24 protein-coding genes and 2 pseudogenes are annotated in these 25,075 nt (G+C 59.9%); 15 read left to right on the top strand and 11 right to left on the bottom strand.

Annotated elements, in window-relative coordinates; all coding sequences use genetic code 11:
* Window positions 1-28 precede the first annotated feature (28 nt).
* The gene (locus AC1VVM_RS19510; protein ID WP_482905432.1) at window positions 29-757 is read right to left on the bottom strand and encodes a GntR family transcriptional regulator; all 729 of its coding nucleotides are present in this window, start codon (window positions 755-757) and stop codon (window positions 29-31) included.
* A gap of 35 nt (window positions 758-792) precedes the next feature.
* Complete coding sequence (locus AC1VVM_RS19505) at window positions 793-1,854, bottom strand: Rieske 2Fe-2S domain-containing protein (protein ID WP_482957140.1); 1,062 nt, start codon at window positions 1,852-1,854, stop codon at window positions 793-795.
* A 173-nt stretch (window positions 1,855-2,027) separates the two neighbouring features.
* Between AC1VVM_RS19505 and AC1VVM_RS19500 the strand changes: the two genes are divergently transcribed.
* The 6 genes and pseudogenes from AC1VVM_RS19500 to AC1VVM_RS19475 all read left to right on the top strand — a co-directional run bounded on the left by AC1VVM_RS19500 (window position 2,028) and on the right by AC1VVM_RS19475 (window position 5,762).
* Entirely contained in the window at window positions 2,028-2,204 is a 177-nt protein-coding gene (locus AC1VVM_RS19500; RefSeq protein WP_482957139.1) for a hypothetical protein, read from the top strand.
* Between the two features lie 73 nt (window positions 2,205-2,277).
* Complete coding sequence (locus tag AC1VVM_RS19495) at window positions 2,278-3,681, top strand: aldehyde dehydrogenase family protein (protein WP_482957138.1); 1,404 nt, start codon at window positions 2,278-2,280, stop codon at window positions 3,679-3,681.
* Window positions 3,678-3,860, top strand: a complete 183-nt coding sequence (locus tag AC1VVM_RS19490; protein WP_482957137.1) for a gamma-glutamylcyclotransferase family protein — start codon at window positions 3,678-3,680, stop codon at window positions 3,858-3,860. The genes AC1VVM_RS19495 and AC1VVM_RS19490 overlap by 4 nt, the downstream gene beginning before the upstream one ends.
* On the top strand, window positions 3,847-3,996 hold the full coding sequence (locus AC1VVM_RS19485) for a gamma-glutamylcyclotransferase family protein (RefSeq protein ID WP_482957136.1): 150 nt from the start codon (window positions 3,847-3,849) through the stop codon (window positions 3,994-3,996). Before AC1VVM_RS19490 ends, AC1VVM_RS19485 begins: the two co-directional genes overlap by 14 nt.
* Before the next feature lie 152 nt (window positions 3,997-4,148).
* Window positions 4,149-4,703: pseudogene (locus tag AC1VVM_RS19480) on the top strand (integrase core domain-containing protein); the annotation flags it as partial.
* A 705-nt stretch (window positions 4,704-5,408) separates the two neighbouring features.
* Window positions 5,409-5,762, top strand: a complete 354-nt coding sequence (locus AC1VVM_RS19475; protein WP_482957135.1) for a YegP family protein — start codon at window positions 5,409-5,411, stop codon at window positions 5,760-5,762.
* A gap of 794 nt (window positions 5,763-6,556) precedes the next feature.
* On the opposite strand, the pseudogene AC1VVM_RS19470 reads toward AC1VVM_RS19475, so the two are convergent.
* Window positions 6,557-6,894 (bottom strand): annotated as a pseudogene (locus AC1VVM_RS19470) (IS110 family transposase); the annotation flags it as partial.
* A 137-nt stretch (window positions 6,895-7,031) separates the two neighbouring features.
* Here AC1VVM_RS19470 and AC1VVM_RS19465 point away from each other — a divergent pair.
* The 3 genes from AC1VVM_RS19465 (at window position 7,032) to AC1VVM_RS19455 (ending at window position 10,777) form a co-directional block, all read left to right on the top strand.
* Window positions 7,032-8,216: a serine hydrolase domain-containing protein gene (locus tag AC1VVM_RS19465; protein ID WP_482905427.1), complete on the top strand. Its 1,185-nt coding sequence runs from the start codon at window positions 7,032-7,034 to the stop codon at window positions 8,214-8,216.
* Window positions 8,213-8,713 carry a MarR family winged helix-turn-helix transcriptional regulator gene (locus AC1VVM_RS19460; protein WP_482905426.1) on the top strand — a complete coding sequence of 167 codons (501 nt, stop codon included), beginning with the start codon at window positions 8,213-8,215 and terminating at the stop codon, window positions 8,711-8,713. Before AC1VVM_RS19465 ends, AC1VVM_RS19460 begins: the two co-directional genes overlap by 4 nt.
* A gap of 1,341 nt (window positions 8,714-10,054) precedes the next feature.
* Window positions 10,055-10,777: a Crp/Fnr family transcriptional regulator gene (locus AC1VVM_RS19455; RefSeq protein WP_482905425.1), complete on the top strand. Its 723-nt coding sequence runs from the start codon at window positions 10,055-10,057 to the stop codon at window positions 10,775-10,777.
* Between the two features lie 36 nt (window positions 10,778-10,813).
* Here AC1VVM_RS19455 and AC1VVM_RS19450 read toward each other — a convergent pair whose 3' ends face one another.
* Window positions 10,814-11,101: a hypothetical protein gene (locus tag AC1VVM_RS19450; protein ID WP_482905424.1), complete on the bottom strand. Its 288-nt coding sequence runs from the start codon at window positions 11,099-11,101 to the stop codon at window positions 10,814-10,816.
* A 1,034-nt stretch (window positions 11,102-12,135) separates the two neighbouring features.
* On the opposite strand from AC1VVM_RS19450, the gene AC1VVM_RS19445 reads away from it, so the two are divergent.
* The 5 genes from AC1VVM_RS19445 to AC1VVM_RS19425 all read left to right on the top strand — a co-directional run bounded on the left by AC1VVM_RS19445 (window position 12,136) and on the right by AC1VVM_RS19425 (window position 17,452).
* Window positions 12,136-13,302 (top strand): IS110 family RNA-guided transposase, encoded by a 1,167-nt coding sequence (locus AC1VVM_RS19445; protein ID WP_482905801.1) that lies wholly within the window; start codon window positions 12,136-12,138, stop codon window positions 13,300-13,302.
* A 730-nt stretch (window positions 13,303-14,032) separates the two neighbouring features.
* Window positions 14,033-15,274 carry an integrase catalytic domain-containing protein gene (locus tag AC1VVM_RS19440; protein ID WP_482957134.1) on the top strand — a complete coding sequence of 414 codons (1,242 nt, stop codon included), beginning with the start codon at window positions 14,033-14,035 and terminating at the stop codon, window positions 15,272-15,274.
* Between the two features lie 600 nt (window positions 15,275-15,874).
* Window positions 15,875-16,480, top strand: coding sequence for a Ros/MucR family transcriptional regulator (locus AC1VVM_RS19435; RefSeq protein ID WP_482905423.1), 606 nt, complete (start codon window positions 15,875-15,877; stop codon window positions 16,478-16,480).
* A gap of 87 nt (window positions 16,481-16,567) precedes the next feature.
* Entirely contained in the window at window positions 16,568-17,200 is a 633-nt protein-coding gene (locus AC1VVM_RS19430) for a response regulator (RefSeq protein ID WP_482905422.1), read from the top strand.
* Between the two features lie 63 nt (window positions 17,201-17,263).
* A complete protein-coding gene (locus AC1VVM_RS19425; RefSeq protein WP_482957133.1) occupies window positions 17,264-17,452 on the top strand; it encodes a hypothetical protein in 189 nt (62 codons plus the stop codon).
* 37 nt (window positions 17,453-17,489) lie between these two features.
* Here AC1VVM_RS19425 and AC1VVM_RS19420 read toward each other — a convergent pair whose 3' ends face one another.
* The 7 genes from AC1VVM_RS19420 to dld form a co-directional block, all read right to left on the bottom strand.
* Complete coding sequence (locus AC1VVM_RS19420) at window positions 17,490-18,194, bottom strand: glutamine amidotransferase (RefSeq protein ID WP_482905420.1); 705 nt, start codon at window positions 18,192-18,194, stop codon at window positions 17,490-17,492.
* Between the two features lie 16 nt (window positions 18,195-18,210).
* On the bottom strand, window positions 18,211-18,387 hold the full coding sequence (locus tag AC1VVM_RS19415) for a YezD family protein (protein WP_482905419.1): 177 nt from the start codon (window positions 18,385-18,387) through the stop codon (window positions 18,211-18,213).
* 10 nt (window positions 18,388-18,397) lie between these two features.
* A complete protein-coding gene (locus tag AC1VVM_RS19410; RefSeq protein ID WP_482957132.1) occupies window positions 18,398-19,351 on the bottom strand; it encodes a sulfate/molybdate ABC transporter ATP-binding protein in 954 nt (317 codons plus the stop codon).
* Entirely contained in the window at window positions 19,348-20,187 is an 840-nt protein-coding gene (gene cysW, locus AC1VVM_RS19405) for a sulfate ABC transporter permease subunit CysW (RefSeq protein WP_482905417.1), read from the bottom strand. Before cysW ends, AC1VVM_RS19410 begins: the two co-directional genes overlap by 4 nt.
* Window positions 20,184-21,035 (bottom strand): sulfate ABC transporter permease subunit CysT, encoded by an 852-nt coding sequence (gene cysT / locus AC1VVM_RS19400; protein WP_132386199.1) that lies wholly within the window; start codon window positions 21,033-21,035, stop codon window positions 20,184-20,186. The genes cysW and cysT overlap by 4 nt, the downstream gene beginning before the upstream one ends.
* Window positions 21,036-21,081: 46 nt before the next feature.
* Window positions 21,082-22,119, bottom strand: a complete 1,038-nt coding sequence (locus AC1VVM_RS19395) for a sulfate ABC transporter substrate-binding protein (protein WP_243652466.1) — start codon at window positions 22,117-22,119, stop codon at window positions 21,082-21,084.
* A 249-nt stretch (window positions 22,120-22,368) separates the two neighbouring features.
* Window positions 22,369-24,126 carry a D-lactate dehydrogenase gene (dld, locus tag AC1VVM_RS19390; RefSeq protein WP_482905416.1) on the bottom strand — a complete coding sequence of 586 codons (1,758 nt, stop codon included), beginning with the start codon at window positions 24,124-24,126 and terminating at the stop codon, window positions 22,369-22,371.
* A 212-nt stretch (window positions 24,127-24,338) separates the two neighbouring features.
* Between dld and AC1VVM_RS19385 the strand changes: the two genes are divergently transcribed.
* Entirely contained in the window at window positions 24,339-25,073 is a 735-nt protein-coding gene (locus tag AC1VVM_RS19385; RefSeq protein WP_482905415.1) for an SDR family oxidoreductase, read from the top strand.
* Window positions 25,074-25,075: the final 2 nt, after the last annotated feature.

Here is a 25,075-nt window from a genome sequence, read left to right as displayed (position 1 = left end):
TTACTCCGCCGTCGGTTGCCATGTTCTTTCAGGCGGTCTCGGGCAGGAAGCGGCGAAACAGCCTTTCGCTCCCCACGGCGGCGCGGGCGTGCTCGCGCATGGCGCGTTCGGCGCGGTCGGGGTCCATCCGCAAGATCGCATCCATCACTTCACAATGATTGTGATGAGCCGATAGCAAGTGCATGTATTCGCTGGCCGGATCGCTCTCCAGCGCCAGCGCGGAGGCCGAGGCGAAGGGCAGATGATCGTTGCGGGCAAGCGCCTGCGCGATCGACGGATTGCCGCTGGCCTCGACAAGCAGCGCGTGGAAGTTCTGGTTGTAGTCGTGGAAGAGATCGAGGTCACCGGCGGCAAGGTACCCTTTAGTGAAGATCGCCTCACCTTCGGCAAGGCAGGCGGAGAACTGCGCTTCCTCCTGCGCGGAAAGCCCCCGCGCGGCGACGCGACGGGCGGCCAGTCCTTCCAACACGCCGCGCACTTCGATCGCGCCGTGGATATCAGCAGCGGTCATTACGCGCGCGGTGTAGCCCCGCGCGCCCAGCTTCTCGACCAGCCCTTCGGCTTCCAGCGCACGCAAGGCGGTGCGCACCGGCATGCGCGAGACGCCCAGCGCTTCGGCCGTGGCGACTTCGCCGATGCGCTCGCCGGGCTTGAAGGTGCCATTGGCGATCATGCGTCGGAGCGAGATAATCACGTAGCGGCCGGGCTTGAGGCGGCCGCTCGCGTTCATCTCATCAAGATCGTCTCTCTCGTCCATCCCTCGTCTTTGGCGGGGTTTTCGCCGCTGTCAAATCAAGCCGTCCCGGCGGCGATGGCGCGGTCGATCATCATGCGCGAACGCACCCCGCCCGCGTCGATATTGAGCTTGAGTAGCCGTCGTTCCGGCCAGCGCAGCAGGTTTGCCTGCTGCATTTCCAGCATTTCCAGATCTTCGCTGAAGATCTTGTGCTGCCCCTCGCGGATCGTGTTGGTGAGCGCTGGGTCATCGACGCCGAAGCGGCGGGCCATGCCCCAGAAGTAGTGGTGGCTGGTTTCGGTTTCGGGCGTGATGAAATCGACGACGATGCTCGATGCCTTCGCCTCATCGGGCGCGTCATAACCGCCATGGCCTTCCAGTGCGACGCCGACCTCGATCATCACGTGGCTCGGCAGACTGAAGCGGCAGAGTTGCCAACGGTCAACCGTGGCATCCTCAGGCAATCCGGCGCCGCGCAAGGCCATGCGCCAGAACGGCGGGGCCTTCACGCCCTCCATGAAGCGGCTGGTGACAACTTCGGTCTCATCCGCGCGGGTGCGCACGGGGGCTTCGTCGATTTCCTTCTGGCCGATGCTGCTGGCATGGACGTAAGTCTCGTGCGTGAGGTCCATGAGGTTGTCGATCATCAGGCGGTAATCGCAGGCGATGTGGAAGTAGCCGCCGCCATAGGCCCATTCGTCGCTCTCGGCCCAGGGGAGGTGGTGCAACTTGGCGGGGGCGGCGGCCTCGGCATCGCCGGGCCAGACCCAGATGAAGCCATAGCGCTCGATCACCGCGAAGCGACGGGCGGCGGGAAAGCCGCCGACTTTCTGGCCGGGCATCCCGGCTACCTTGCCGCGACAATCCACCGTGAGGCCGTGATAGCCGCAAACAAGCTGCCCTTCGCGCACGAATCCAAGCGAGAGCGGCGCGCCGCGATGGGGGCAGAAATCCTCCAGTGCGGTGGCATCGCCATCCGGCCCGCGAAAAATCACCATCCGCTCTCCGCAGATGGTCCTGCCGAGCGGTCGGTCGGCGATCTCATCCGGCGTGCAGGCGACGTACCAGGCATTCGCCGGCCAAGTGGGTTTGATATCCGAAGTCGATTTCCCGTCCATCATCCATTCCTGATTTTGCGTTATTGGATCCAATAATGGTAGTAATGGATCCAATGTCAAGCCAGGCCAAGCGGGATCGCTCACCAACGGCTATGTCCCGCTAGGTGCCTGCAAGGTATGGTTCAGTCGCTCTTGCGTAGAGGCGCCGGATCGCCGCGAAAGGAAGCACGAACGTGATCGCCATCGGATGCCTTGCGCTCATTTTTTTACCGCTGCTGGGCCTTGCACTCGGGGGATTTCTGGCGGGGGCAACCGGCGCAAAAATGGGCGCGGCGGCGGGGTTCGTACTGGCGCTGGGGCTCTGCGGCGTGAGCAGCTATGCGCTTGTGAAGGCAGCCCGGAGCAAGTAGCGCTCCCTCTTGCTGCGAGCCGGATCTTGGCCCATCTGGGCACTCCCCCCGACGACGTCCCGAGGTAGTCTCCATGGAATATGCATTGCTCATCGACGGCCAGCTGGTGGCCGGCACCCAGACGCTCGAAGTCGTCAATCCGGCGACCGGCAAGCCCCTCGCGACGGCGCCCCGCGCCGATGACGCGCAGGCCGAAACCGCAATCGCCGCGGCCCGGCGCGCTTTCCCGGCATGGGCGGCGCTCGGCTATGCGAGACGGCGGGCCTATCTCGAAACTCTGGCAACTGCGATGGAGCAGCGGGCGGAGGACTTTGCCCGCCTGCTGACGCAGGAGCAGGGCAAGCCGATCGAGCAGGCGCGGGGCGAAGTCGGGGCCAGTGTTGCGGCGATCGCATATTATGCAGAACAGGAACTTACACCGCGAACCTTGCGCGAATCCGAAGGTGAGCGGATCATCGAGCAACGCTATCCGCTGGGCGTGGTCGCGGCGATCACGCCGTGGAACTATCCGCTGTTGCTGCTGGTACTCAAGATGGCCCCGGCGCTCATCACGGGCAACACAGTGATCGGCAAGCCCGCGCCGACGACGCCGCTGACCACGCTGCTGCTGGGTGAGATCGCGGCTTCGATCCTGCCAGCTGGCGTGTTCCAGACACTGGTCGATCACAATGACCTCGGCGCTCTGTTGAGCGGGCATCCGGACGTGGCGCATGTCAGCTTCACCGGCTCGACGCCGACCGGCAAGAAGGTGCTCGCCAGCGCGGCCGATACGCTCAAGCGCTTCACGCTGGAACTGGGCGGCAACGATGCGGCGCTGGTGCTTGACGATGCCGACATCGCGCAGATCGCGCCGCGCATCTTCGCGGGCGCCACCACGAATTCCGGCCAGATCTGCCTGGCGATCAAACGCGTCTACGCTCCGCGTGACAAGCTCGACGCGCTCTGCGATGCCCTTGCCAAACTGGCGGGGGAGGCCGTGGTCGGTGACGGGCTGGAGCAGGGGACCACTATCGGCCCGATCCAGAACCGCGCGCAGTACGAAAAGGTACTGGGCTTCATCGAGGAAGCGCGCGGTCAGGGTACGCTGGTTGCGGGCGGCGAGCCGGTTGGCGGGGAGGGCTACTTCATTGCGCCCACCATCGTGCGCGACTTGCCCGACGATGCCCGACTGGTGCGGGAGGAGCAGTTCGGACCGGTCCTGCCGGTACTGGCCTACGACGACCTCGACGAGGTGATTGCCCGCGTTAACGGCACCGATTACGGCCTTGGCGCCACGGTCTGGACCTCCGATGCGGAGCGCGGCATTGCGGTCGCCTCGCGCATCGAAAGCGGCACGGTCTGGGTCAATCGCCATCTCGATCTGCCGTTCGACGTCCCCTTCGGCGGCGCCAAGCAGTCTGGCATCGGCCGTCAGCAAGGGATCGAGGGCATGGAGGACTTCACGCAGCCCCGGATCGTGAACGCGGCGCTTTCGTGACAGCCCAGCTCTTTTCCTACGGAACCTTGCGCGATCCCGAGGTCCAGCGCGCTTTGTTCGGACGAGTGCTTCAAGGTGAAGTTGACGCCATGATGGGCTGGCGCCTGCGCATGATCGAGATCACCGATCCCGCAGTGATCGCCAAGAGCGGCGCGCTGGCATCCGATGGTGGAACGTAGCGAGCATGCGCGCGACGCTGTTGAAGGTATGGTGTTCACGCTGACGCCTGAGGATCTGGTCCGCGCCGATGCCTATGAAGTCGACTACGTGCGGCGAGAGGTCCTGCTCCGTTCGGGAAATACGGCGTTCGTCTAAGGGGATCCCCCCGAATGATCGTTCGCCCCATACCCGGCCGGTGGGAAGTTGCCTTCGCGGTGCGTGGCTCGATCCTGCCCTCGATCACCGGACGGCTGGCGTCGAGGGCGGCCGTGATTCTGCTCGCGCTGGCAGGGGCGGGGGCACTTCGCCCTTGCGACCGCTGGTCGATGGACTTTGTCGCGGATACGTTTGGCGCGTCGAGCAAGTTCAGGATTATGGCGATCAACGATGATTGCTGCCGGGAGAACCTGTGCTTGGCCGCGGCCACCAGTATCTCGGGGGCTCGGGTGGCGCGCGAACTGGATGCTCTGGTTCGCCTGCACGGAAAACCGGCTTGCATTGTCGGTGATAATAGCACTGAATTTACGAGCCGGGCGATCCTGCAGTGGGCCAGCAAGAACAACAAGGTCGAGTGGCATTACATCGACCTCGGAATGCCCCATCAGAACGGCTTCATCGAGAGCTTCAACGGCTCATTGCGCGATGAGCTGCTAAACGAAGAACTGTTCGACAGCTTGGCTGACGCCTGCCGGAAGCTGGCGATCTGGCGCTGCGACTACAACCATTTTGAGCCCCACTCGTCGTTGGGGAATCGAACGCCTGCGCAAGCGCGTTGGACGTTCGTGCAGGACGATAGCATCACGCCCGACGCGCTTGTGCAGGCGAGCGTGCCGGAATATTCAACCGCAAGACTCTCGTTATGATCGAGGGACCGCCGGGGGGCTGGTCTACTCGCATTGTCACGCGCCTCAAACGGATGGCATCAGACAGAAAAATTTCATCGTACAGGAAATGCGATTGAATAATATTCCCCATTAAAACAGGATTAGATAGATTGTATGCGTTGTTCATTCCCAAATCAATTCGATAAAATCGGAATTACAATTTAATAATATTTATATTAAATTGACATTTGCGAGAAAAACATTACGATGAAATTCATCAGCGGCAGTCAACGAGCGTGCCGGTGACTGAGAGACCGCCGTGCTCCCGCTTGAGGGAGAAAAATCGTGGATCTCAATTTACTTCTATTCCGGCACCAGATCGCTCTTATGCGATTAGCCGAGGCCACAGGTCAGCCTGGTAGAGAGCAACTGGTTGACGATCTTCGCGAATGCCGACAAAAAATCGAAGCAAAGCGGCGGATTTTGGGCGTTCCTCAATACCCTAGATGGTTAAGCCTCTTTGGCGGGAGCGCGCGATGAACAGCGGATGCCGAAAGCTTATGTGCAACAGCAGTGCTTTAAGTCATCGGCTCGATTGCCTCGATTAAGCCGGTAACTGCTGCCGGAAAGCATTTGGTTTGCACGACCGTCCAAACCCGCAATCGCATTTCGGCCAAGATTTTCTTAATATTTAATACCGGGACGGGTCGGTAGATTTCGCTTCTGCCGCCGATCAGGTTTGTGGTGGAACTCTACTTCCTCAAGAAAAGTGAGATAAAGACCATGCCCATATGGAACATCGCTCAGGACAACGTCAGTGATCTTGTTGATCGATACGGCGTGCATAATCAAGAATTTGATCGCCTCTCATCGCCTTGTGAGAAAAGCGCGCCGCGTAAAAATTCGTATTTCGATGTCTACTGTGCGGAATGGGTGAGTTTCACTTCAACCCTGTCCGGCGGCGGTGATTGGCATTGGCGGCTGATTTCAGCAGGTCGGGTCTTGCTGGATTGTGGCGGCTACAAGAGCCGATCCGCATGCACCCTAGCGGTCAACACATTGCGAAGAGAGGCGTGGACGGCAGAGTTTACTCAATGAAGTGGGCGCTGCGATTACCAAAACAGATTGATAGCAATGCGGCCACATTCCGCTCGCTGAGCTTATGGTCGTTTCTGAAAAAATGGTCGAATCCGCCACGTGTGATCCTCCAGATTCTGGCGTAGTTGCGCCATGCAGATGCGGAAGTAGTGCGGGCATTCCGAATAGGCCGGCCTCCAAACTTCCATAAGCCTCTGCAGGTGCGTAATGCCCCTACCGTGCCTCGAGTGAGGGCTGATCGCCGGTGAAATTCGATCGTTGTCAGGTACACAGCTTCACCGAAAGTAATTTGTTTCCGACGTTCCCGCGCCGCATTAAACAGCGGGCTCGCCGCAACTTCTGTCCAATTCCATTATCGTTGGGTGGTTTGCGAGCAGAGACCGGGAGCGCCGTGCACCCGCTCCTCAATATCCGCATCGAAAATCTCGGGTGGCAACGTCCAAAACTGCTCGGATCGACACGATCACCTGAGCGTAGCGTAGTCGCCTGCGTCCTGGTCCCAACTGTCAAGCTTCCCGTCATCCCAAACTCCGCGTGATAACCCCGGAATCCGCCGTTCTTCGCGGTCACAATCGGAATTAACCGATAGCCCCCCAAATGATGAGTTGCGGGTCAAGGTTGATTTCTCGTCGGTTTACTTCTCCCGGTTGCATCGGCATCCAGCTGAGCCCGTTCACGACTACCGACGGGTATGCCTCGCCGGTACCACCTCATATCCGGTCGCCGCTCGGGAGGGCTGCACCATAATCCCGCATTCGGGGACGTGGCTCAGGAGAACGGAGATCTTCTTTTAACCGGCATTCCGCAATTGAGGCGGCATCCACCACATGGCTTGTGATCCAGCCTTCCGCCTCAAGCGCGCGATGAATCCAAAATCCATCAAGCCCCGCTTCCTGAATGACCACCACACGATACAGTCGACCATCCCGAACCTGCGCCTTCTCACGGAGCCTGCCCAAACAGGCCGTCAATCCGGGCAGGTCCCCGTCGGGCACCGAGTGACGTGGCATCCGTTCGCTGCCAGGGGACAGCGACGTCACCACCCACGTCGATTTCGATAGTCCAGCGAAACGAAAATTGCGCCAAGATCAATACGGATGGCGGCAGGCTGCGAGATTGGTTCTGCTGATATGGCAAATCCTTGCACAGAGGTTGGTAGCAAACCGACTCTGATTTCCCTCAGGCCGCTGTCCACCTCTCATCATGGGATCTTTTCCTTCGATGACAAATAATGTAGGTGCCTACATAGATCAATCTAAGGTACCCGACATGTCGAACCATCGTCAGTCTGCGCAAAACTTCCCTCTCAGCCGGCGAACGTTTCTGGCAGGGGCCATAGTCAGCGCGGCATCGCCATCGCTGGCAGTGACGGCGAATGACGATCCGTTGGATGCCTTTTTGAAAGCGCAGCTTCAGGCCGGGAGGATCCCCGGCATGGCGGTAGGTATTGCGCGATCGGGCAAAGTGGCCCTTGTACGGGGATACGGCTTGGCCAATGTCGCGCAACATCGGCGCGTGACCACCGACACGATGTTTCACCTCGCCTCTGTCACCAAGACTGTGACTGCCACCGCGATCATGATGCTGGTTGAAGCAGACCGGATTGATCTCGACGCGCCCGTCAATCGATATCTCGACTTCAAAGTTATCAATCCCGCCCATCCGATTGCCGCCATCACGGTTCGCCATCTGCTGATGCACGTGTCGGGAATATCGGACGAAACCTATTACAACATCGATTTCCGGACGATTGGCCGAGATTCGCCGCTGCCGCTGAGGATTTTCCTCACCGACTATCTGGTGCCTGGCGGTAAGCATTATTCGGCTACTGGCAGTTTCTCGTCGGCTGCGCCGGGTGCGAACTATGACTATTGCAATGTCGGTTACGCGCTGCTCGGCTATCTAGTGCAGCGGGTCGCGGATGAGGACCTGCGTGCTTTCACCGCGAGCCGGATGTTCAAACCGCTCGGCATGCGGCACATCTCGTGGACCATCGCTGACACGCCCAAGCCGCTGATGGCCACGCCATACGACGTTGTCGACGATCAGATCGTCCCCACCGAACCTGTCGGATTTCCCGATTTTCCGGTGGGAATGCTACGCTCCTCCATCGCAGGTTTCATGCCCTTTGTAGCTGCGGCCGCCAACAACGGAATGGCGGACGGCTCGCGGATCCTGACGGCGGCCGACCAGTCCGAGATGCTGACTATGCATGCCCCGCCCGGCTTGCCGACCTGGGTGACCGGTCAGGGACTGGGCTGGATGGAATCGGAGGGCTTCGGCAAGCGCCGGATCAACCATTGGGGCGGCGATCCCGGCGTGTTCACCGCGGTTTATCTCGACCCTGCCTCGACGACCGGCATAGCAATCTTCACCAACGTTTCGGCTACGCCCGCGAGCAAGGCTGCGATTAAGGCTATCGCCGAGCGTCTCCTCACCGAGCCATTGGTATGACGGGCAAGCGAACGGACTATAGTCGCAGCGTTGGCGCGGCCGCCCTTGGCGCGCGCATACGCCGACTTTCCGATCGGTTCGACCGCGAAACCGCACAAATCTATGCGGCGCAGGGCATTCGCTTCGAGCAGCGCTGGTTCGGCATTCTCAACCAGATTGTCATGAACGGCGCGATGACGGTTGGCGAGATTGCCGAGGCGCTTTGCGTCACGCATGTCTCGGTCAGCCAGGCAAGGCGGGCGCTTGAAGACGCAGGATTGCTCCAGGCCACGAGCGATCAATCCGATGCCCGGCGCCGGCTCCTCTCCCTCACGCCGCAGGGAGAGTTGCTTACCGCTGCTCTTGGACCGCTTTGGAAGGCCCTTAGCGAATGCGCCGAGGAATTGGACGCCGAGGCAGGCCATCTGGTGCGGCTGCTTGATCGCCTTGAAGACGCACTCGACGAATGCCCGCTGGCCGCGCGTGTCGCCGCCCGCATTGGCTTGGCGGATGGATGAAATCGCTTTAATCCGGACACCAGTTGGCGTGACGTTGAGCCATATCCCGTCCGCGTTCGTGATGTTGAGGCGTTTATCCGCCAGAACCAAAAGTCTACCGGCCGCTTTCAGCGTTGTCCAAATGGCTGCTGAACTTCTGCCTCGAGAGCGCAAGCAGATGTCGGGCGAAGTGCCCTAAAGCACCTCGCCCTGCCGGTATGCAACCTTCGCATCACCTCGAACTTTGGAGCCGCGTTCGGTGACCGACACACTCGGTATGTGATCGATTCGCGTTAAAAGAGCGCCGAGGAAGTCGGCAACGACTCCGTTTCCATTGCTGGTTTCGACATGGATACGAAGAGCGCCGGGATCGGTGCCGAAATTGCGGACGACAACATTGTCTCCGAAAAAGCGTTGCGCAGTTTCTCGGATGGGCTTTCCGGTGGGCGACTATCCAGCCGGCGCTGCACCCGGCTACGCCTTATTGGGAGGCGACATAAGCGAGGTTACAATCTCGCAGAGATGAACATTTGACTCGCAACCGGGGCGCCGCGCTGTCGCGGTCCCGGCGATCTCAATGAGGCTTATGTTACAGGAAGGCGCGAAGTGCGCAGGAATGCCCCTTGGATTCTTTCGCCGGTAACTTGATCGGAATGTCCGGATTTCCCCGACATCCAAAACGTCTAACCGAGCAGCAACAATAGGCCAGCGGGCAGAGGGTTGGATGACCCGCTGGCCTTACTCGAAGCTACCAACCAGCTCCGCCCCGCCCACTGCAAATTTGTAGGCGATAATGACGAAGTTACAAAAAAGTACATTAGAGATGATCGTATTGCTTTCTACCGAATACCAATGATAGTTGATCACTTTTTAAGTGATCCATCTCCGCAAGGTTTTGAGATATTTCGCATCGCTGTCATCATTCTTAGATGAAGAAGATGGCTCATCCAAAGGGTGATGTAGTGAGGGAAAATATATAAACAACGTACTGTGAGCGTACGGCTTATTTCGATATATGGCCAATGGTAATTTCTAAACAAGTATCAATAAGAATTGATATTGATTGAGATGTGTTGCTTATTGCCTTGGGCCGCGACTGGGCTTGGGGTCGGTGTATAGCGCTTTTCGGCTGTTCTGCGTTGATGCGGGACGAGGGCGCGGTGCTTTTCAGATTTCCACTTTCCTCGGAAAGTTCGCGAAAATGCAAGTGCGCAGTGCGCTGTGACCAAATTCACGGTCCAAAAACGCCGTGGGCCACTGTATAGTAGCGACAATCCAGAGGGAGATAGGAGGGCTGGTTTGTAACAATTATCAATAATATCAAACAATATGAATTTCGAATGCGATGTGGGATTGTGCCGGATGAACAATCGCTTCATCGACAAGCTGCGCGGCTTTGCCACACTCAACGACGAGGATATCGCTATCCTTCGCGCTGCCACGTCGCACCCTCAGGTCATCGCCGCGAAAAAGGATCTGATCCGCGAGGGGGACCGACCCGGACCGGTGTTCATTGTCCTCGACGGTTGGGCGTTTCGTTATAAGATTTTGCCGAGCGGCGCGCGGCAGGTCCTGGCATTCCTCATGCCGGGAGACTCCTGCGATCTTCACGTCGGTCTGCTCGCGCACATGGACCACAGTATCCAGACCATCGAGCCTACCTCTGTGGCGACCATTGATCGTACGCGCATGGACGAGATGATGGACGAACGCCCCAACATTGCAAGGGCGATGTATTTGTCGCAACTTGTTGATGAAGGCACCATGCGGGCTTGGATAACAAGTATGGGGCGCCGAACCAGTATTGAGCGTGTGGCGCATTTGATGTGTGAACTTTATCTTCGTGCCAGGAACATAGGAATTGCGCCTGACACTCAGCTAACCCTGCCGTTGTCGCAAATTATATTGGCGGATTCGTTGGGCATGACCCCCGTCCACCTTAATCGCGTTCTCAAGGAATTGCGGCTTGCAGGGGCAATGTCGCTCGAGCGCGGTAGTTTGCATATCGAGAGCCCGGCCAAACTGGTAGAGATCGCGGGTTTTGATGAGAACTACCTGCACAGGCGGTTACGCGAGAGAGCGTGATGTTCGGCAGGTCGGTATAAAAGGTGCCAATCGGCGTCAGGATCTGGGGATATCCTGCTTGAGGCTTGAGCAAATCGTCTTGAGCAGAGAAATCGATTCCGAATGCCCATTGATCGGTTGCGCGCGTTCCAACGAAATCTCGATGCCGGCGTCGATTGCGACTTCTACAATTTCTATGGCCTGTGCGACATCGATGATTGATCTCGCAATCAAGCCGTGAATCAGGCTTTCGACAAGCAAAACTGCTGCATGGCCGCTGCCATCTTGGTGTTCGCCTGAGGCGTTGATGGCCGTATCCGTTTTTGCGGTTGGAAGATCGCTCACAACACGGCTCCGTCAGGCGAAAGCACCAGGTCCTTCAGCCGTCGGAGCCTGAATGAGTGTGGCCGACGATCACCTATCGTACCAGTGTTTCGCCTAATTCCCACAACCTATATTAACAATTCCACATAAAATTTGGCAACTTCCTGCACGGGGGGATTCGGGCACTCAGAGAGTCGAGCTGATCCTCGTGGGCGAACGTGACACGGTCGCTGGACAAAAGAATGAAGGCGTCTCCGGCGATGGGCGGCCTGCAAATTACATTCTTTCATTTTTGGCGTTTTGCCCGAGAAGATTTTTCGATCCGGCAATGTTTATTCGGTTCCGAATAGAAATTGTCCGAAGGCATTACCGAATTGAGCATGGATTCGGAACGACAGTGCACACCCCAGCTACGTGCGACTAGCTGGGGTGTGCACCTGACCGCGTCGTGAAGACTCAAGGGGGCAGTTGAGCTCCATTGGCAATGCGATTGACCTTGCCAGGCAAGGGTTGCGGCACCCCAACGCGGATGAATTAAATATAACATCTATCAATAATATGTAAATATAAAATCCGATTATCACTAGGGTGCGCTAGCTCATGTATGCGGCTTCAGTATGGGTTTCCCTAAAGTAAAGTATTTTCTCTTATTTCGTTCTTGGGCCTGCCTGCGATTCGCCAAAAATGGGGTTCTCGAATTTAGGCGCGGTAGCTGCTTGGATTCGTTTGCGATCTGCTCCTGAGTGTCAGGCGCCATGCAAAACTGGGCCGGTAGCGAGAAATAGAACTGGGCCCCCTCCTGAAGGAGGAGGGACTGATGGGTAGCCTGGATAATGCGACAGTTTACGCGGTGTCTGCGCGGAGAGATTCGATGCTCGAGCTTGATGCGGTGACAGCTATAGATTGCGCGAAAAGCGGCGGAGTGCCCTTCTGCAGAAGGCCACTCCGTCGCTTAATTCCGTAACCGCTTGAGCATGAAAAAAGATCCCATGGGCGCGGGTTGGCGCTAGTTAAGGCACACTGACCTCCCCGCTTTATCGTCAAGGAGGCTCTCCATGTCCGGTTTATCCCATGCCGCCGTCAGCACTCAGTTAAATGCGATCTTTGTGTCATTGGAGCTGAGCCGTTCCACTTGGTTGGTGACGTCTCTGTTGCCGGGGCGCGGCGAGCGCATTTCGCGGCACCAGGTGAAGGGCGGTGATGTGCCTGTCCTCCTCGAGCGGTTCGCGCAGTTACAAGCCAAAGCGCGCGAGCGGACCGGCAAGCAGTACCCATTGGTCGTTATTCAGGAGGCTGGACTGGACGGCTTCTGGATACACCGTTGCCTCATGTGCGAAGGAATCGAGAGTTACGTCGTCGATGCAGCCTCGATCGCGGCTTCGCGACGGAGTCGGCGTGCGAAGACGGATAAGCTCGACGGTGAGGCCCTGGTCCGTACGTTGCTCGCCTATAAACGTGGAGAGCCGAGGGTCTGCGCGATGGTCGCAGTACCAAGCGTCGAAGACGAAGACCGCCGTCGCATCTGCCGGGAGCGACGCTCGCTGGTGATCGAGCGCATCCGGCACGTTAACCGAGTGAAAGGCCTGCTGTTCGCGCAAGGAGTGGGCGACTACGAGCCGCTGCGCACCAACCGGCGGGCTCGGTTGGAAGAGCTCACTACCGGCGACGGACGACCGTTGCCACGCCATCTCAAGAATGAGATCGAGCGCGAGCTAGACCGGTTGGAGTTGGTTCTGGGGCAGATCAAAGACGTTGAGCGGGAACGCGATGCGATGCTGGAACTAGACACGGCGATCGAAGAGGCTCCAGCGTCAGCGTCGGCCAGCGCTCGTCTGCTTCAATTGCGCGGTATCGGCCCGGAATTCGCTGGCGTGCTTCATGCCGAGGGGTTGTTCCGCAGCTTCAGTAATCGACGACAGGTCGCCAGCTATGCGGGACTGGCGCCATCGCCGTGGCAAAGTGGTGCGATGGACCGAGAGCAAGGGGTGTCCAAAGCGGGCAATAAACGGCTGCGCGTCACGATGATCCAAGTCGCATGGCTGTGGCTGCGACATCAACCAACATCAGAACTGACACTCTGGTATGAGGAGCGGGTGCGAACCAACGGCGGCCGCGTCCGCCGCGTGATGATAGTGGCTCTCGCGCGCAAGTTGCTGATCGCGCTGTGGCAATTCAATTCCGCTGGCGTCGTGCCAAAGGGCGCAATCCTCAAAGCAGCCTGACTGGGTACTCATAGAAGATTTCCTGCGGGGCGACACCCGCCGGATCCAGGTAGACGGACCGTCGATCCCCCTTGGCTTCGATTGCCGATAAAAAGGTTGGTCCCGTTTTCCTGAGCCAAACCCGACGCAAGCGGGATTGTGGTGTAGCCGTGCATGAGCGGCGACCGGATGTGAGGTTAGAGCGGACCGGTTGATGGGACGCTTGTTGCAACAGGCTCAGACCATGGATCTGATATCGAGAGACAGCAAATGCCGTAGCTAGACCGACGATTGACACAAAGCTCCCCATGTGAGGGGGGGCAGTTTTACGTGTCGCCCCCGGCCGCATTGCCTCACCTGAATAGTTACCCGCCATGCCCGTTGCCTCAGCAAAAGTGCAACCCGGAGCGAGCATGGCAGGGAGCCCGGGATGTTGAGGCGGATCAGCATGGCAACGCGCAAGGAATTGCTGGAATCGATTAGGCTGCGGTACGGGGCTTGTTCCTGGTCTGAAAAGAGCCGCGTCCTCGATGAGTTCGTCGCGGTGACAGGGTATCATCGGAAGCATGCGATCCGGTTGCTCCGGGAGCCCGCGGGACGACCAAAGCCTAAGGTTGCACGAGCCATATATGGCCCACTCATACGCGACGCGCTGGCAGTCCTATGGGAGACCTCGGACCGCGTTTGCTCAAAGCGTCTGAAGGTTATGATTCCTCTTTTGCTGCCGTCCCTTGAGCGACACGGGAGTCTGGTGATCGATGAACAGACCCGGACGCAGTTACTCACCGTTAGCGCCGCAACGATAGATCGGCTGTTGTCAGAATTAAGGATTGTGGCTGCAGGCCGGCGACGCAGACGGCCTGGCTCCAGCTCAGCGATCCGACGAGCGGTACCTGTTCGTACATTCAACGACTGGAACGCCCCTTTACCGGGATATGTCGAAGCAGATTTCGTAGCTCACTCCGGGGTGAGCGCCGGTGGCGCCTTTGTACAGACGCTTGTTCTGACCGACATCGCCACAGGTTGGACGGAATGTATCCCGGTCCTGATGAGAGAAAGCGGCTTGGTGATCGAGGCCATTCACAAGGCGCAAGAGCTCTTTCCATTTCGCTTGCGCGGGGTCGACTTTGACAATGACTCGGTGTTCATGAATGAGCTCGTGGTCGATTGGTGCAGATCCCAAGGCCTCGAGGTTACGCGCTCCCGGGCATACAAGAAGAACGATCAGGCATGGGTCGAGCAGAAGAACGGTGCGATCGTGCGCCGGTTGGTTGGATACGGTCGCTTCGAAGGGCAAGATGCCGTCATGGCTCTGACCAGACTTTACGCAGCATCTCGGTTGCACGTGAATCTATTCCAGCCCTCTTTCAAGCTTCTCGAGAAGAAGCGTATCGGCGCTAAGGTCACCAAACGTTATCACCCACCGGTGACGCCCGTGTCCCGCGTCCTTGAACAAGCCGAGCTTCCACGCTTATCGAGAGCCGCGCTCGAAAAAATGCGAATGACAGCGGATCCAGTCGTACTGCTGGCGGCGATGCGCGCGGCTCAAGCGGATCTTGGTCGGCGAGTTGATCAACGAGGATTGCCCAGAGAACCGATAAAGCCAACAGCAATCGATCTGCCCTGCTTTGCAAGCAGTTTGGAGACCGTTTGGAAGTCTGGAGAGGAACGCTCGACGCATCGACGACCCTACATCCGCCGAAAGGCTCGAACCCCAAAGCCCAGCATGCTCGATCCCTACGCCGAGAAAATTCGGGAATGGCTGGCGGCGGCTCCCACTCTGCCGGCAGTGGAGATTCTTGAGCGATTGATCCGAATTGCACCCCTAACCTTCAACGCCAGACATCTGCGGACCGTTCAGAGGTCGGTGAAGGCTTGGCGAATTATCCGGGCGAAGAGCCTTATCCTCGAAGGGGAATGGATAATCTCGGCCGCACCTTCGCTCCCCGCCGCGGCGGGGAGCGAAGGTGCGGCCGAGATGGAAACGTCATAATATTGACTGGTAACATTGCGTCGTGAGGCAATACGCCGGCTCAATTCCCGGCGTCGTTTGACACCTGGGCGATAAGATGATTGAGCATCTGTCCCTCAACCTCCGCTCGCTCGTCGCTTTGCCGCTGTGCAACGAAAAAATGCGTCCCGTATAGATTCCCACGAAATCTCTGATTTCTGGACGGGTAGTATCTACCTGAATCTCATTGGTAGTACCACAAAAGTAGAAGTGACCGGTACACTGTCCGCCAACGGGAAGCGCCTTCATCCGTCATCCTTGGGTCGGTGAGCGTTTGTCGCTCGCCTATCCGATCTGAAGGCTTCCCAGCAGGCCCAAATCTGCATCCCCATAATTGCCCAATTTTATATAGAAATATCAATATAGATTATGGAAATGCGATTAGATACTGGTACGATGATCAGCGATCGTCGGCTGCTGCTTCCAGTCAAGCTCCTGCGATTGAGGGACCCGGTCGTCAGGCCCCGCTTCCGTGGCTGGGTTATTCGGCGCCGGCTGTGTCGAGCCATTTAGCATTTACGGTTTAGGTGTTCGCGATGGAAAACACGTGATTTATGGCTCGTAAAACAGGGGGTGTTTAACATGGTGCAAGGCAGAATTCTCGATCTGACTTCGGACATCGTTTCAGCGCACATCAGCAGAAACACGGTTTCTACGTTTGAACTTCCGCAGCTGATTTCGGCGGTTTATGACACGCTTGCTTCGCTGGGTAAGGAGCTGGAACCTGCCGTGTCGGAACGAGTGCCGGCAGTTTCGATCCGCACGTCAGTGAAGCCCGATGGCATTACTTGCCTCGAATGCGGAGCAAAGCAGAAGACGCTGAAGCGGCACCTTAGAACCCAGCATAATCTCTCTGCGGACGAGTACCGAGCGCGCTGGAACCTGCGATCCGATTATCCGATAGTTTCTGCCGACTACGCGGCAAAGCGTGCAGAACTCGCAACCCGGATCGGCTTTGGGGACGCAGTGGTCCTCAAGAAGACGCCAGATGAGGCCGTCCTAGACAAGGCCGTTTCAACCAAGGCACCGGCATTGAAAGCCGTCGAGCCGGGGGGCGCCGACGTTGCGAGCAGAAGGGCTGCCAATGCGGTTCCAGCTCCCAAACCCAAGCGCAAGCCACGCAAGAGCGGTGTCGAAGCGGCCGTACACGCTGGCTTGCGGTTCAATCGCGAGCGTCCAACACCATAGGGCGAATTATGCATGCCAGGGCCGAAGAACAGCCAACGTTGCAACAAATAGGGAGGATGGGGGATGTCATCTTCGTGCTGCCGGATAGTGATCGCTGATGATCATGAGGCGATACGTGAGGGCGTTCGCGCAAGTTTAAAGGACCGTCGAGGCTGGCAGATCGTTGGCGAAGCGGCCGAAGGTCTCGGCGCGTTGAAACTAGTCCGGGAAACTCAGCCTGACATAGCCATTGTTGCTTATTCACTGCGGCAGATGAACGGGTTGGCACTCACTCGCGCAATCAAGCGCGATCTGCCCGGCACTGAGGTCTTGATTTACACGATGCACGAACGGGAGAGTATTGTGCTCGAGGCCTTGGACGCCGGCGCGCTCGGCTATGTGCTGAAATCCGACACGATCACAAATTTGATCGAGGCGCTCGAGGCGTTGGCTAAGCACAAGCTCTATATCTCGGCTGCATTGGCGGACCGGCTGGAAAATTATTTCGTGGAACACGGACGCAATTCGGCGAATACATCCCCACTTACTTCGCGGGAGCGTGAAATTGTCCAGCTCATAGCAGAGGGAAATTTTAATAAGTCTATCGCGCACAAACTTACCATCAGTGTCAAGACAGTAGAGGCTCATCGCACATCACTGATGCACAAGCTTAAGGTACGGTCGACCGCCGATGTTGTCCGCTACGCATTACGAAACAACATGGTGGATGTGGGGAGTTAATTAATTCGCACATTCCTGCAAGCGCGGAAATTCTCTCGCGTCAATTGAGCGCTGCTGTCGGTCTTGCTGGTCAGATATACATTCTTTGGCCTCGACGCTCTGGGTGACCAGCTTGAGGATCCGTTTGGTCGTGAGCCGAATGACCTGCCCCTCGATGCCATCGCGCGGACGGTGGAGCGGGAGATGCTGCCGGCTTTGGGAGAAACGGATTTGCCGCCCGCAATCGCGCCGGTCGGGTACTTGCTTCAATAAAACGGCGAATGTTATGGCTGCGCCGCGCTTGCGCGCTTTAGCGCAGTCCGGCCAGCCACTCGCCGATCATCGCTCGCCCCGCCGCCACGGCGGCGGGCCCCAGCGCCTCGTGCGCGCCGCGCAGCGACGCTTCGTCGCCGCCTGCTTCGATCACCGCGCCGGGCCATTGCTCGATCCATGCATCGAAACGCGGGTCCATGCCCATTTCGGCATGGAACTGAAGCCCAAGGATATTGCTGCCGCGCCGGAAGGCCTGATGCTCATAGACATGGCTCGACGCGAGTAGCTCGACATTATCGGGCAATGTGAAGGTATCCCCATGCCAGTGCAGCACCGGCACGCCTGAAATATGACGAAGCGGGCTGTCGGCCGCGTGATCGTGCACTCTCACCGAGTGAAAGCCCACTTCCTTGGCAGGCCCCGCATAGACCTTGGCGCCCAGAGCTGCCGCCATCATCTGCGCGCCGAAGCAGACGCCCAGTGTCGGCCGGTCTGCTTCGAGGCGCAGGGTCAACCGGCGCATCTGGCAGGCGATCCAGGGATAGCGGTCCTGCTCGTAGATCCCCATCGGCCCACCCATCATGATGAGCAGGTCAGGCTCGCGCAAGTCGAGCGAGGAGAAAGCGGGATCGGTTACATCGATGCGATCGACGAGATAGCCGTGATCCTCGATGGGCTGGCGGAAGCCCGCCACGCCCTCGTAAGGGACGTGGCGGATGATCAGCGCGGTCTTCTGCGGCATTGCCCTATTCGTTCGCCTACTGGAAACGCTTTTTTTCGGTGACGTCGATCTGCACCACACGCCCGTCGTGAACGGTTAGCGAGATCTGGCCATAGCGCAAGTTCAGCAGCGCCTCGCGCACGGTGGCGAGATTTTCCTCAAGCTGGCGTTTTTGCTCGGGAGAATTGGTCTGCTGGGGAGAGTTGGCAGTCATCTGGGTATCCTCAATCTGCAAAAGTTCGCGATCGCCGGGCTTCGATGCGTACCGTCTGGCCGACTGACGGGGGAACTTGGTTGGTATCGACGTCGATCTCGATAATGGCATTGCTGTCCGCCAGCCGCCCCTCGACGCGCCAGGCGCTGCCTTTGCGGAAGACATTGTCCACCGCGACCGCATCGCCGCCCTGGGCAACGATGGCGATGTCATGCGGGCGCACGTGGCGGCCGTCAGGCAGGCGGTTGGTCTCGCCCACGAAGTGCGAGACGAAGGCAGTTGCCGGTTCCATATAGACTTCTTCGGGTGTGCCCACCTGGTCGATACGGCCATGATCCATGACCACGACGCGGTCGGCGAGTTCGAGTGCTTCCTCCTGATCGTGAGTGACGAAGATCGAGGTCAGCCCCATCTGCTTGTGCAGGTCGCGCAGCCAGCGGCGCAGATCCTTGCGGACCTTGGCGTCCAGCGCGCCGAAGGGCTCGTCCAGCAGCAGCAGGCTCGGTTCGATGGCCAGTGCACGGGCAAGCGCCACGCGCTGGCGCTGGCCACCGGAAAGCTGGCCCGGATAACGGCCGCCAAGCCCGTCGAGCTGGACGATCCGCAGCAGATCGTCGGCGCGGGCCTTGATCTCGGCCTTCTTCGGACGAGTCTTCGACTTGCGCACATTGAGCCCGAAGGCGACATTGTCGGCCACGGTCATGTGGCGGAACAGCGCGTATTGCTGGAACACGAAACCGACCTTGCGGCGGCCCACCGGAATATCCGACACGTCCTCCCCGTCGAAATAGACGTGGCCTTCGTCCTGGAACTCAAGGCCGGCGATGATGCGCAGCAGGGTGGTCTTGCCCGAACCGGAAGGACCGAGCAGGGCGATGAATTCGCCCGGCTGGATCTCAAGGTCGATGCCGTGAAGCGCGGCGTAGTCGCCAAAACGCTTGGTGATATTCTGGACGCGGATCAATGTCTTGCTCCTGAGTGAAGATCGAAGCGCCATTCGAGCACGCTCTTGAGAACAAGCGTGACGAGCGCGAGTGCGGCCAGCAGCGAGGCCACCGCGAAGGCTCCGACAAAGTCGTATTCGTTGTAGAGGATCTCGACATGCAGCGGCATCGTGTTGGTCTCTCCCCGGATATGTCCGGAGACCACCGAAACCGCGCCGAATTCGCCCATGGCGCGCGCGTTGCAGAGCAGCACGCCATAGAGCAGGCCCCAGCGGATGTTGGGCAGGGTTACGTGCCAGAAAGTCTGCCACCCGTTGGCACCGAGCGAGAGGGCGGCTTCCTCGTCGTCCTTGCCCTGCTCCATCATCAGCGGGATCAGTTCGCGGGCGACGAAGGGGAAGGTGATGAAGACTGTTGCCAGCACGATCCCCGGCACGGCGAAGATGATCTTGAGCCCGTGCGCCGAGAGCCACGGCCCCAGCAGGCCCTGAGCGCCGAACAGCAGCACGAAGACCAGACCCGAAACCACCGGGGAGACCGACAGCGGAAGGTCGATCATGGTCAGCAGCAGGTTCTTGCCGGGGAAACTGAACTTGGTGATAGCCCAGCTTGCCGCAAGGCCGAACACGACGTTGAGCGGAACGCTGATCGCCGCGATGAACAGCGTCAGCCGGATGGCTGCGAGTGCATCGGGGTTGGAGACGGCCTCCAGGAAGGGTTCGATGCCCTGCTTCAGCGCCTCGATGAACACCGCGACAAGCGGCATCACGAGGAAGAAGGCGAGGAAGGCAAGCGCGACCAGGATCAGGACGACCTGGGTGGTGCGGCTCTCGGTGCCGGGAGCGTGCTGCCTCATGAGCCGAGCCTCCGGCGGCGGGCAGACTGCATGGCATTCAGCGTGAACAGCACGGCGAAGGAAATCAGCATCATGATCATGGCGATCGCGGTGGCACCATTATAGGCATATTGCTCCAGCTGGGTGACGATCAGCAGCGGGGCGATCTCGGTCCGGCCGGGCATGTTGCCCGAGATGAAGATCACCGAGCCGTACTCGCCCACCCCGCGCGCGAAGGCGAGGGCGGCGCCGGTGAAGAGCGCGGGCATGATCGCCGGGAAGATCACGCGGAAGAAGGTCTGGAAGCGATTTGCGCCCAGCGTTGCCGCCGCTTCTTCCACGTCCAGCCCCAGATCGGCGAGCACCGGCTCCACCGAGCGCACCACGAATGGCAGCCCGATGAAGATCAGCGCCACGGTGATGCCGGTGGCGGTGAAGGCGACCTTGATGCCCAGCGGGTCAAGAAACTGCCCGACCCAGCCCGTTGGCGCATAGATCGACGTCAGCGCGATGCCGGCCACTGCGGTTGGCAGCGCGAAGGGCAGGTCCACCAGCGCGCTGACGATCCGCTTTCCCGGAAAATCGTACCGCACCAGCGTCCAGGCCACGAGCAGCCCGAATACCGCGTTGACCAGCGCTGCCGCCGCCGCCGTGCCGAAGCTCAGGCGATAGGCCGCCATCGCGCGGTCGGAGAACCCGACCTCGACGAACGCGTGCCAGCCCATGCCTGCCGATTTCAGGAACAGCGTGGAAAGCGGGATCAGGACGATCAGGGAAAGCCAGGCGAGGCTGAACCCGAAAGTCAGCCCGAAACCCGGAAGTACTGAAGGCGCGCGCCATCGCGGCTTGCGCATTGCAATTGAGGTCATCTGCAGTGGCCTGCTCGATTGGGGACGCCGTTTGGGAAGCGTCGTTTCACTTCTTCGTGTAGATACGGTCAAATGCGCCGCCATCGTCGAAATAGGTCTTCTGCGCATTCGCCCAGCCGCCAAAGTCCTTGTCGATGGTGACGAGGTTGACCTTCGGGAACTGCGTGGCGAACTGTTCGGCGATCTTGGGATCGCTCGGCCGGTAGAAGTTGCGGGCGATCGCGACTTGCGCCTCAGGCGTATAGAGATATTCGAGGTAGGCCTTCGAGACTTCCTCGGTACCGTGCTTCTTCGCATTGGCGGCGATCACTGCGACCGGCGGTTCGGCGAGGATCGAGATCGAGGGGTTCACGATTTCGAACTTGCCCGCGCCGAGCTTCTTCTCGGCGAGCAGCGCCTCGTTTTCCCAGGCCAGCAGCACGTCGCCGATGCCGCGTTCGACAAAGGTCGTGGTCGATCCGCGCGCGCCGCTGTCAAGCACCGGAACGTGCGAGAAGAGCTGCTTCACGTAAGTCTCGGCAGCGGCATCCGATCCGCCTGCCTTACGGCCATAGGCCCAGGCGGCCAGGAAGTTCCAGCGCGCGCCGCCGCTGGTCTTGGGATTGGGCGTGATGACTTCCACGCCCGGCTTCACCAGATCGCCCCAGTCATGGATGCCCTTGGGATTGCCCTTGCGGACGAGGAAGACGATCGTCGAGGTGTAAGGCGAGCTGTTGTTGGGCAGCGCCTTCTGCCAGTCGGCCGGAAGCAGCTGTGCCTTCTTCGAAATCACATCGATATCGTAGGCGAGCGCCAGCGTGGCGACATCGGCCTCAAGCCCATCGATGATCGCGCGGCTCTGCTTGCCTGAGCCGCCGTGGCTCATGCGGAAAGTCACGTCCTGCCCGGTCTTCTTCTTCCAGTAGGTGGCGAAGGCGGGGTTGATCGCCTGGTACAGCTCGCGGGTCGGATCGTAGGAGACATTGGTGATCTCCACGCTGTTGCCCGACTTGTTTCCGCCCGAACATCCGGCGAGCGAAACGGTAAGCGCCGTCGCAGCGGCTGCGGCCAGGAACATGCGGCGATGGATTGGCAGGGTATTCATCGTGTCACGTCTCCCGTTGAGGCTTGCATGCCTAATCTCAATTGATTTGGTTGACATTAAAGTTCTTGTTGCAGGGTGACAAGCGGCGTTTTGGAGGCAGGCCATCGCCCATCCGGAGGATGTGGGCGGAAGGCCCGGAAGAAGCCCGATTTTTCGGCCGCGAGGCGCTGCGAACTTGTGGGTAACCGGAGGCAGACCGCCTCGTTCCAGCGCCAGGGCGGTATCGCCCGTCCGCTGGTGCCCGCCCGTTCACTGCGACGGTGCGCCTTCGGGAGTAGGGGTGTGGGCCGTGCGCGGCGTATGTCCAATTCCCGGATTGAACATGTTGCAGGGATCGAGCGCGGCATAGTGCGCGCTCAGCGCCGGCTTGGCCTCATAAAGATGGCCGACGTTGTGTTCGGCCGGATATTCGGCGCCGCGCCGGTCGAGCAGGGGCAGCATGGCCTGTTCCAGTGCCGCGCAGTCGGTGCCCTTGGCGACGATATAGTCCTGATGGAACACGTGGCAGAAGAAATGCCCGTAATAGAGCTTGTGCAGGATCGGCCGCTCGATCTCTTCTGGCAGGTGTTCGAGCCAGTCCTCGCAATTGCGGGGCAGCGCGATATCGAGCGCGACGATGTCCTCCACTTCCTCCGGGTGGACAGCCCGGTACCGTATGGCCGCTCCGGCCGCCGCGAAGCGGTGGAGGAAGGCGGCTTCGGCCTCCTCGTCACTGCATTCGAAGACCTCGCCCGTTGCCGAAGGGAAATGGCCGGCAAGCCAGCCTCGTGCCTCTTCTATGCCGTCATCGGCCATGCGCAGCATGAGATGATGCTCGAAACGGTCGCGCCAGTCCCTGAGGCGGCGCGGCAGGTGTCCGGGCAAGCGATCCGCCGCCCACTGCATCACCTTGTCAGAGAGGTTCGACGGCAACAGGCGGCTGCGCCGGGTAAACGCATCCACCCGCGCCTTGCCTGCGAACAGTGCAGGCAGCCGGTCGGTGCCCAGCTTGCGGATGGCGAGGTAGGTATCCTTGCCATAGCGTTCGGCGATATCGAAACAGTCGCGGTGCATGTACTCGCCCGCGACCGGCAAGTGCGCGAAGCCGCCCAGAACCGCTCGGCGCAGTGCAGTGAGTTCGGCCGGGTCGTTGGTGCCCACGTAGAACACCCGGGTTGTGCGATCCTTGACGAAAGTATCGAGCCGCACGGCGAAGAGCATGACCTTACCCGCGCTGCCCGATGCCTCGAACAGGCGGGAGGGGTCGGCATTGAAGCGGGCGGGGCTTGAAGCATCGATTTCGCGCACATGGTCGGCATAGCCGTGGTCGCACGCCGCGCGATCTTTCGCCGGATCGACATCGGACTCCGCGAATTCGCCGCGTTCGAGACGGGCGAGCATCGTTTCCGGCTCCTCCCCCAACGCGATGCCGAGATGATTGACAAGTTCGAGCCGCCCGCCCGCATCGACGCGGGCGTAAAGCGCCAGTTCGGTATAGGCAGGCCCGCGCCGCACGAGCGCACCGCCCGAATTGTTGCAGATCCCGCCCAGCACCGACGCGCCAAGGCAGGACGAGCCGATCACCGAATGCGGCTCGCGCCCCAATGGCTTCAACATGGCTTCCAGCTTGTAAAGCGTGGCGCCGGGCAGGCAGACCACTTGCGAGCCGTCCCGGATCAGCCGAATGCCGCCGAGCCGGCGCATGCTGACGATCACCACCGGACGGTCATAATCACCGTCGGGCGTCGATCCGCCGGTGAGGCCGGTGTTGGCCGCCTGCGCGATCACGATCACTCCCGCATCTACACAGGCGCGCAGCACGCGCCATTGCTCGACCAAACTACCCGGCTGGGCCACGGCCAGTACCGGGCCGGAGCCGAAGCGATAGCCGGTGCGGAAAGCCAGCGTGGCCTTCTCTCCCGTCAGCACATGCCGCCGTCCTACCGCTTCGCGCAGGCGCACAAGGAGTGCGCCGGCCGCCTTCGGGACGGATGGAATCGCGCTGGAGCCGGGGCAGTCGATCGGCATGGCGTCTCGTCGGCTGGCCGGGTTTCCCGGCGGGGGCAGTCCCTTATGGGGTAACCCGCTAACGCTAAATGCGCAATTGGATGGCGATCTCCGGCGCCATTTACTCCGGATTGCGGGCTGGCGATGTGCCTCGGGTCCCGGTATCGGGGGGCGATGACCAGATCGAACGCCACCCGCAGGTTTGCCCTCTTCTCCACGCCGGAGGCCCCGGCATGACGCTGGCTGGCAAAACCGCGTTGGTGACCGGTGCGACGGGCGGCCTGGGGCGTGAAATCGCTTTTGGCTTTGCCGAGGCGGGGGCCCACGTCGTTGTGCAGGCGCGCGGCCGTGACCGGGCGGAGGACGTGGTTGCCGCCATTGCCGGTGCGGGCGGAAGCGCCGAGGCGGTGGTTTTCGATCTCGCCGATACGCAGGCCGTGGCCGAAACGCTGGCGGGGCAACGGACCGTGGACATTCTCGTCAACAATGCTGGCCACCGCGATCGTAGGGCGATTTCCGAACTGGACCGTGAGGCGGTTCGCTACATGCTGGAAATCAATCTGGTCGCTTGCTTCGATCTTGCCCGTATTCTTGCTCCGCGCATGAGCGCAGGGGGGCGCATCGTTAACGTGACCTCGATCGCCGGCCCCATCGCCCGGGCCGGAGATGCCGCGTACACCATGTCCAAAGGCGGGCTTGAGGCGCTGACCCGGGCGCTCGCCGCCGAGCTGGGCAGCCGGGGCATTACTGTCAACGCCGTTGCCCCGGGTTATTTCGCGACCGAGGCAAATGCGGAGATGGTGGCCGATCCCGGCATTGGTCAGCACCTTGCGCGGCGTACCTCGCTCGGCCGCTGGGGGCGTCCGAGCGAAGTAGTGGGGCCGGTGCTTTTCCTGGCCTCACCCGCCGCTTCCTATGTCACCGGACAGGTCCTGGCCGTTGACGGTGGGTATCTGGCCCACTTTTGACG

It is taken from the genome of Novosphingobium sp. BL-S-33, assembly GCF_056857025.1.
The sequence above is the reverse complement of the archived record's forward strand: the minus strand, read 5'-3'. Positions and strand labels throughout refer to the sequence as shown.

Excerpts from the sequence above, each read along its gene's own strand:
- AC1VVM_RS19395 (WP_243652466.1), bottom strand. The coding sequence starts at position 22,119 with ATGAATACCCTGCCAATCCATCGCCGCATGTTCCTGGCCGCAGCCGCT.
- AC1VVM_RS19510 (WP_482905432.1), bottom strand. The coding sequence starts at position 757 with ATGGACGAGAGAGACGATCTTGATGAGATGAACGCGAGCGGCCGCCTC.
- AC1VVM_RS19385 (WP_482905415.1), top strand. The coding sequence starts at position 24,339 with ATGACGCTGGCTGGCAAAACCGCGTTGGTGACCGGTGCGACGGGCGGC.
- AC1VVM_RS19455 (WP_482905425.1), top strand. The coding sequence starts at position 10,055 with ATGAACAATCGCTTCATCGACAAGCTGCGCGGCTTTGCCACACTCAAC.
- AC1VVM_RS19435 (WP_482905423.1), top strand. The coding sequence starts at position 15,875 with ATGGTGCAAGGCAGAATTCTCGATCTGACTTCGGACATCGTTTCAGCG.
- AC1VVM_RS19460 (WP_482905426.1), top strand. The coding sequence starts at position 8,213 with ATGACGGGCAAGCGAACGGACTATAGTCGCAGCGTTGGCGCGGCCGCC.
- AC1VVM_RS19415 (WP_482905419.1), bottom strand. The coding sequence starts at position 18,387 with ATGACTGCCAACTCTCCCCAGCAGACCAATTCTCCCGAGCAAAAACGC.
- AC1VVM_RS19495 (WP_482957138.1), top strand. The coding sequence starts at position 2,278 with ATGGAATATGCATTGCTCATCGACGGCCAGCTGGTGGCCGGCACCCAG.
- AC1VVM_RS19445 (WP_482905801.1), top strand. The coding sequence starts at position 12,136 with ATGTCCGGTTTATCCCATGCCGCCGTCAGCACTCAGTTAAATGCGATC.
- dld (WP_482905416.1), bottom strand. The coding sequence starts at position 24,126 with ATGCCGATCGACTGCCCCGGCTCCAGCGCGATTCCATCCGTCCCGAAG.
- AC1VVM_RS19485 (WP_482957136.1), top strand. The coding sequence starts at position 3,847 with ATGGTGGAACGTAGCGAGCATGCGCGCGACGCTGTTGAAGGTATGGTG.
- AC1VVM_RS19420 (WP_482905420.1), bottom strand. The coding sequence starts at position 18,194 with ATGCCGCAGAAGACCGCGCTGATCATCCGCCACGTCCCTTACGAGGGC.
- cysW (WP_482905417.1), bottom strand. The coding sequence starts at position 20,187 with ATGAGGCAGCACGCTCCCGGCACCGAGAGCCGCACCACCCAGGTCGTC.
- cysT (WP_132386199.1), bottom strand. The coding sequence starts at position 21,035 with ATGACCTCAATTGCAATGCGCAAGCCGCGATGGCGCGCGCCTTCAGTA.
- AC1VVM_RS19505 (WP_482957140.1), bottom strand. The coding sequence starts at position 1,854 with ATGGACGGGAAATCGACTTCGGATATCAAACCCACTTGGCCGGCGAAT.
- AC1VVM_RS19465 (WP_482905427.1), top strand. The coding sequence starts at position 7,032 with ATGTCGAACCATCGTCAGTCTGCGCAAAACTTCCCTCTCAGCCGGCGA.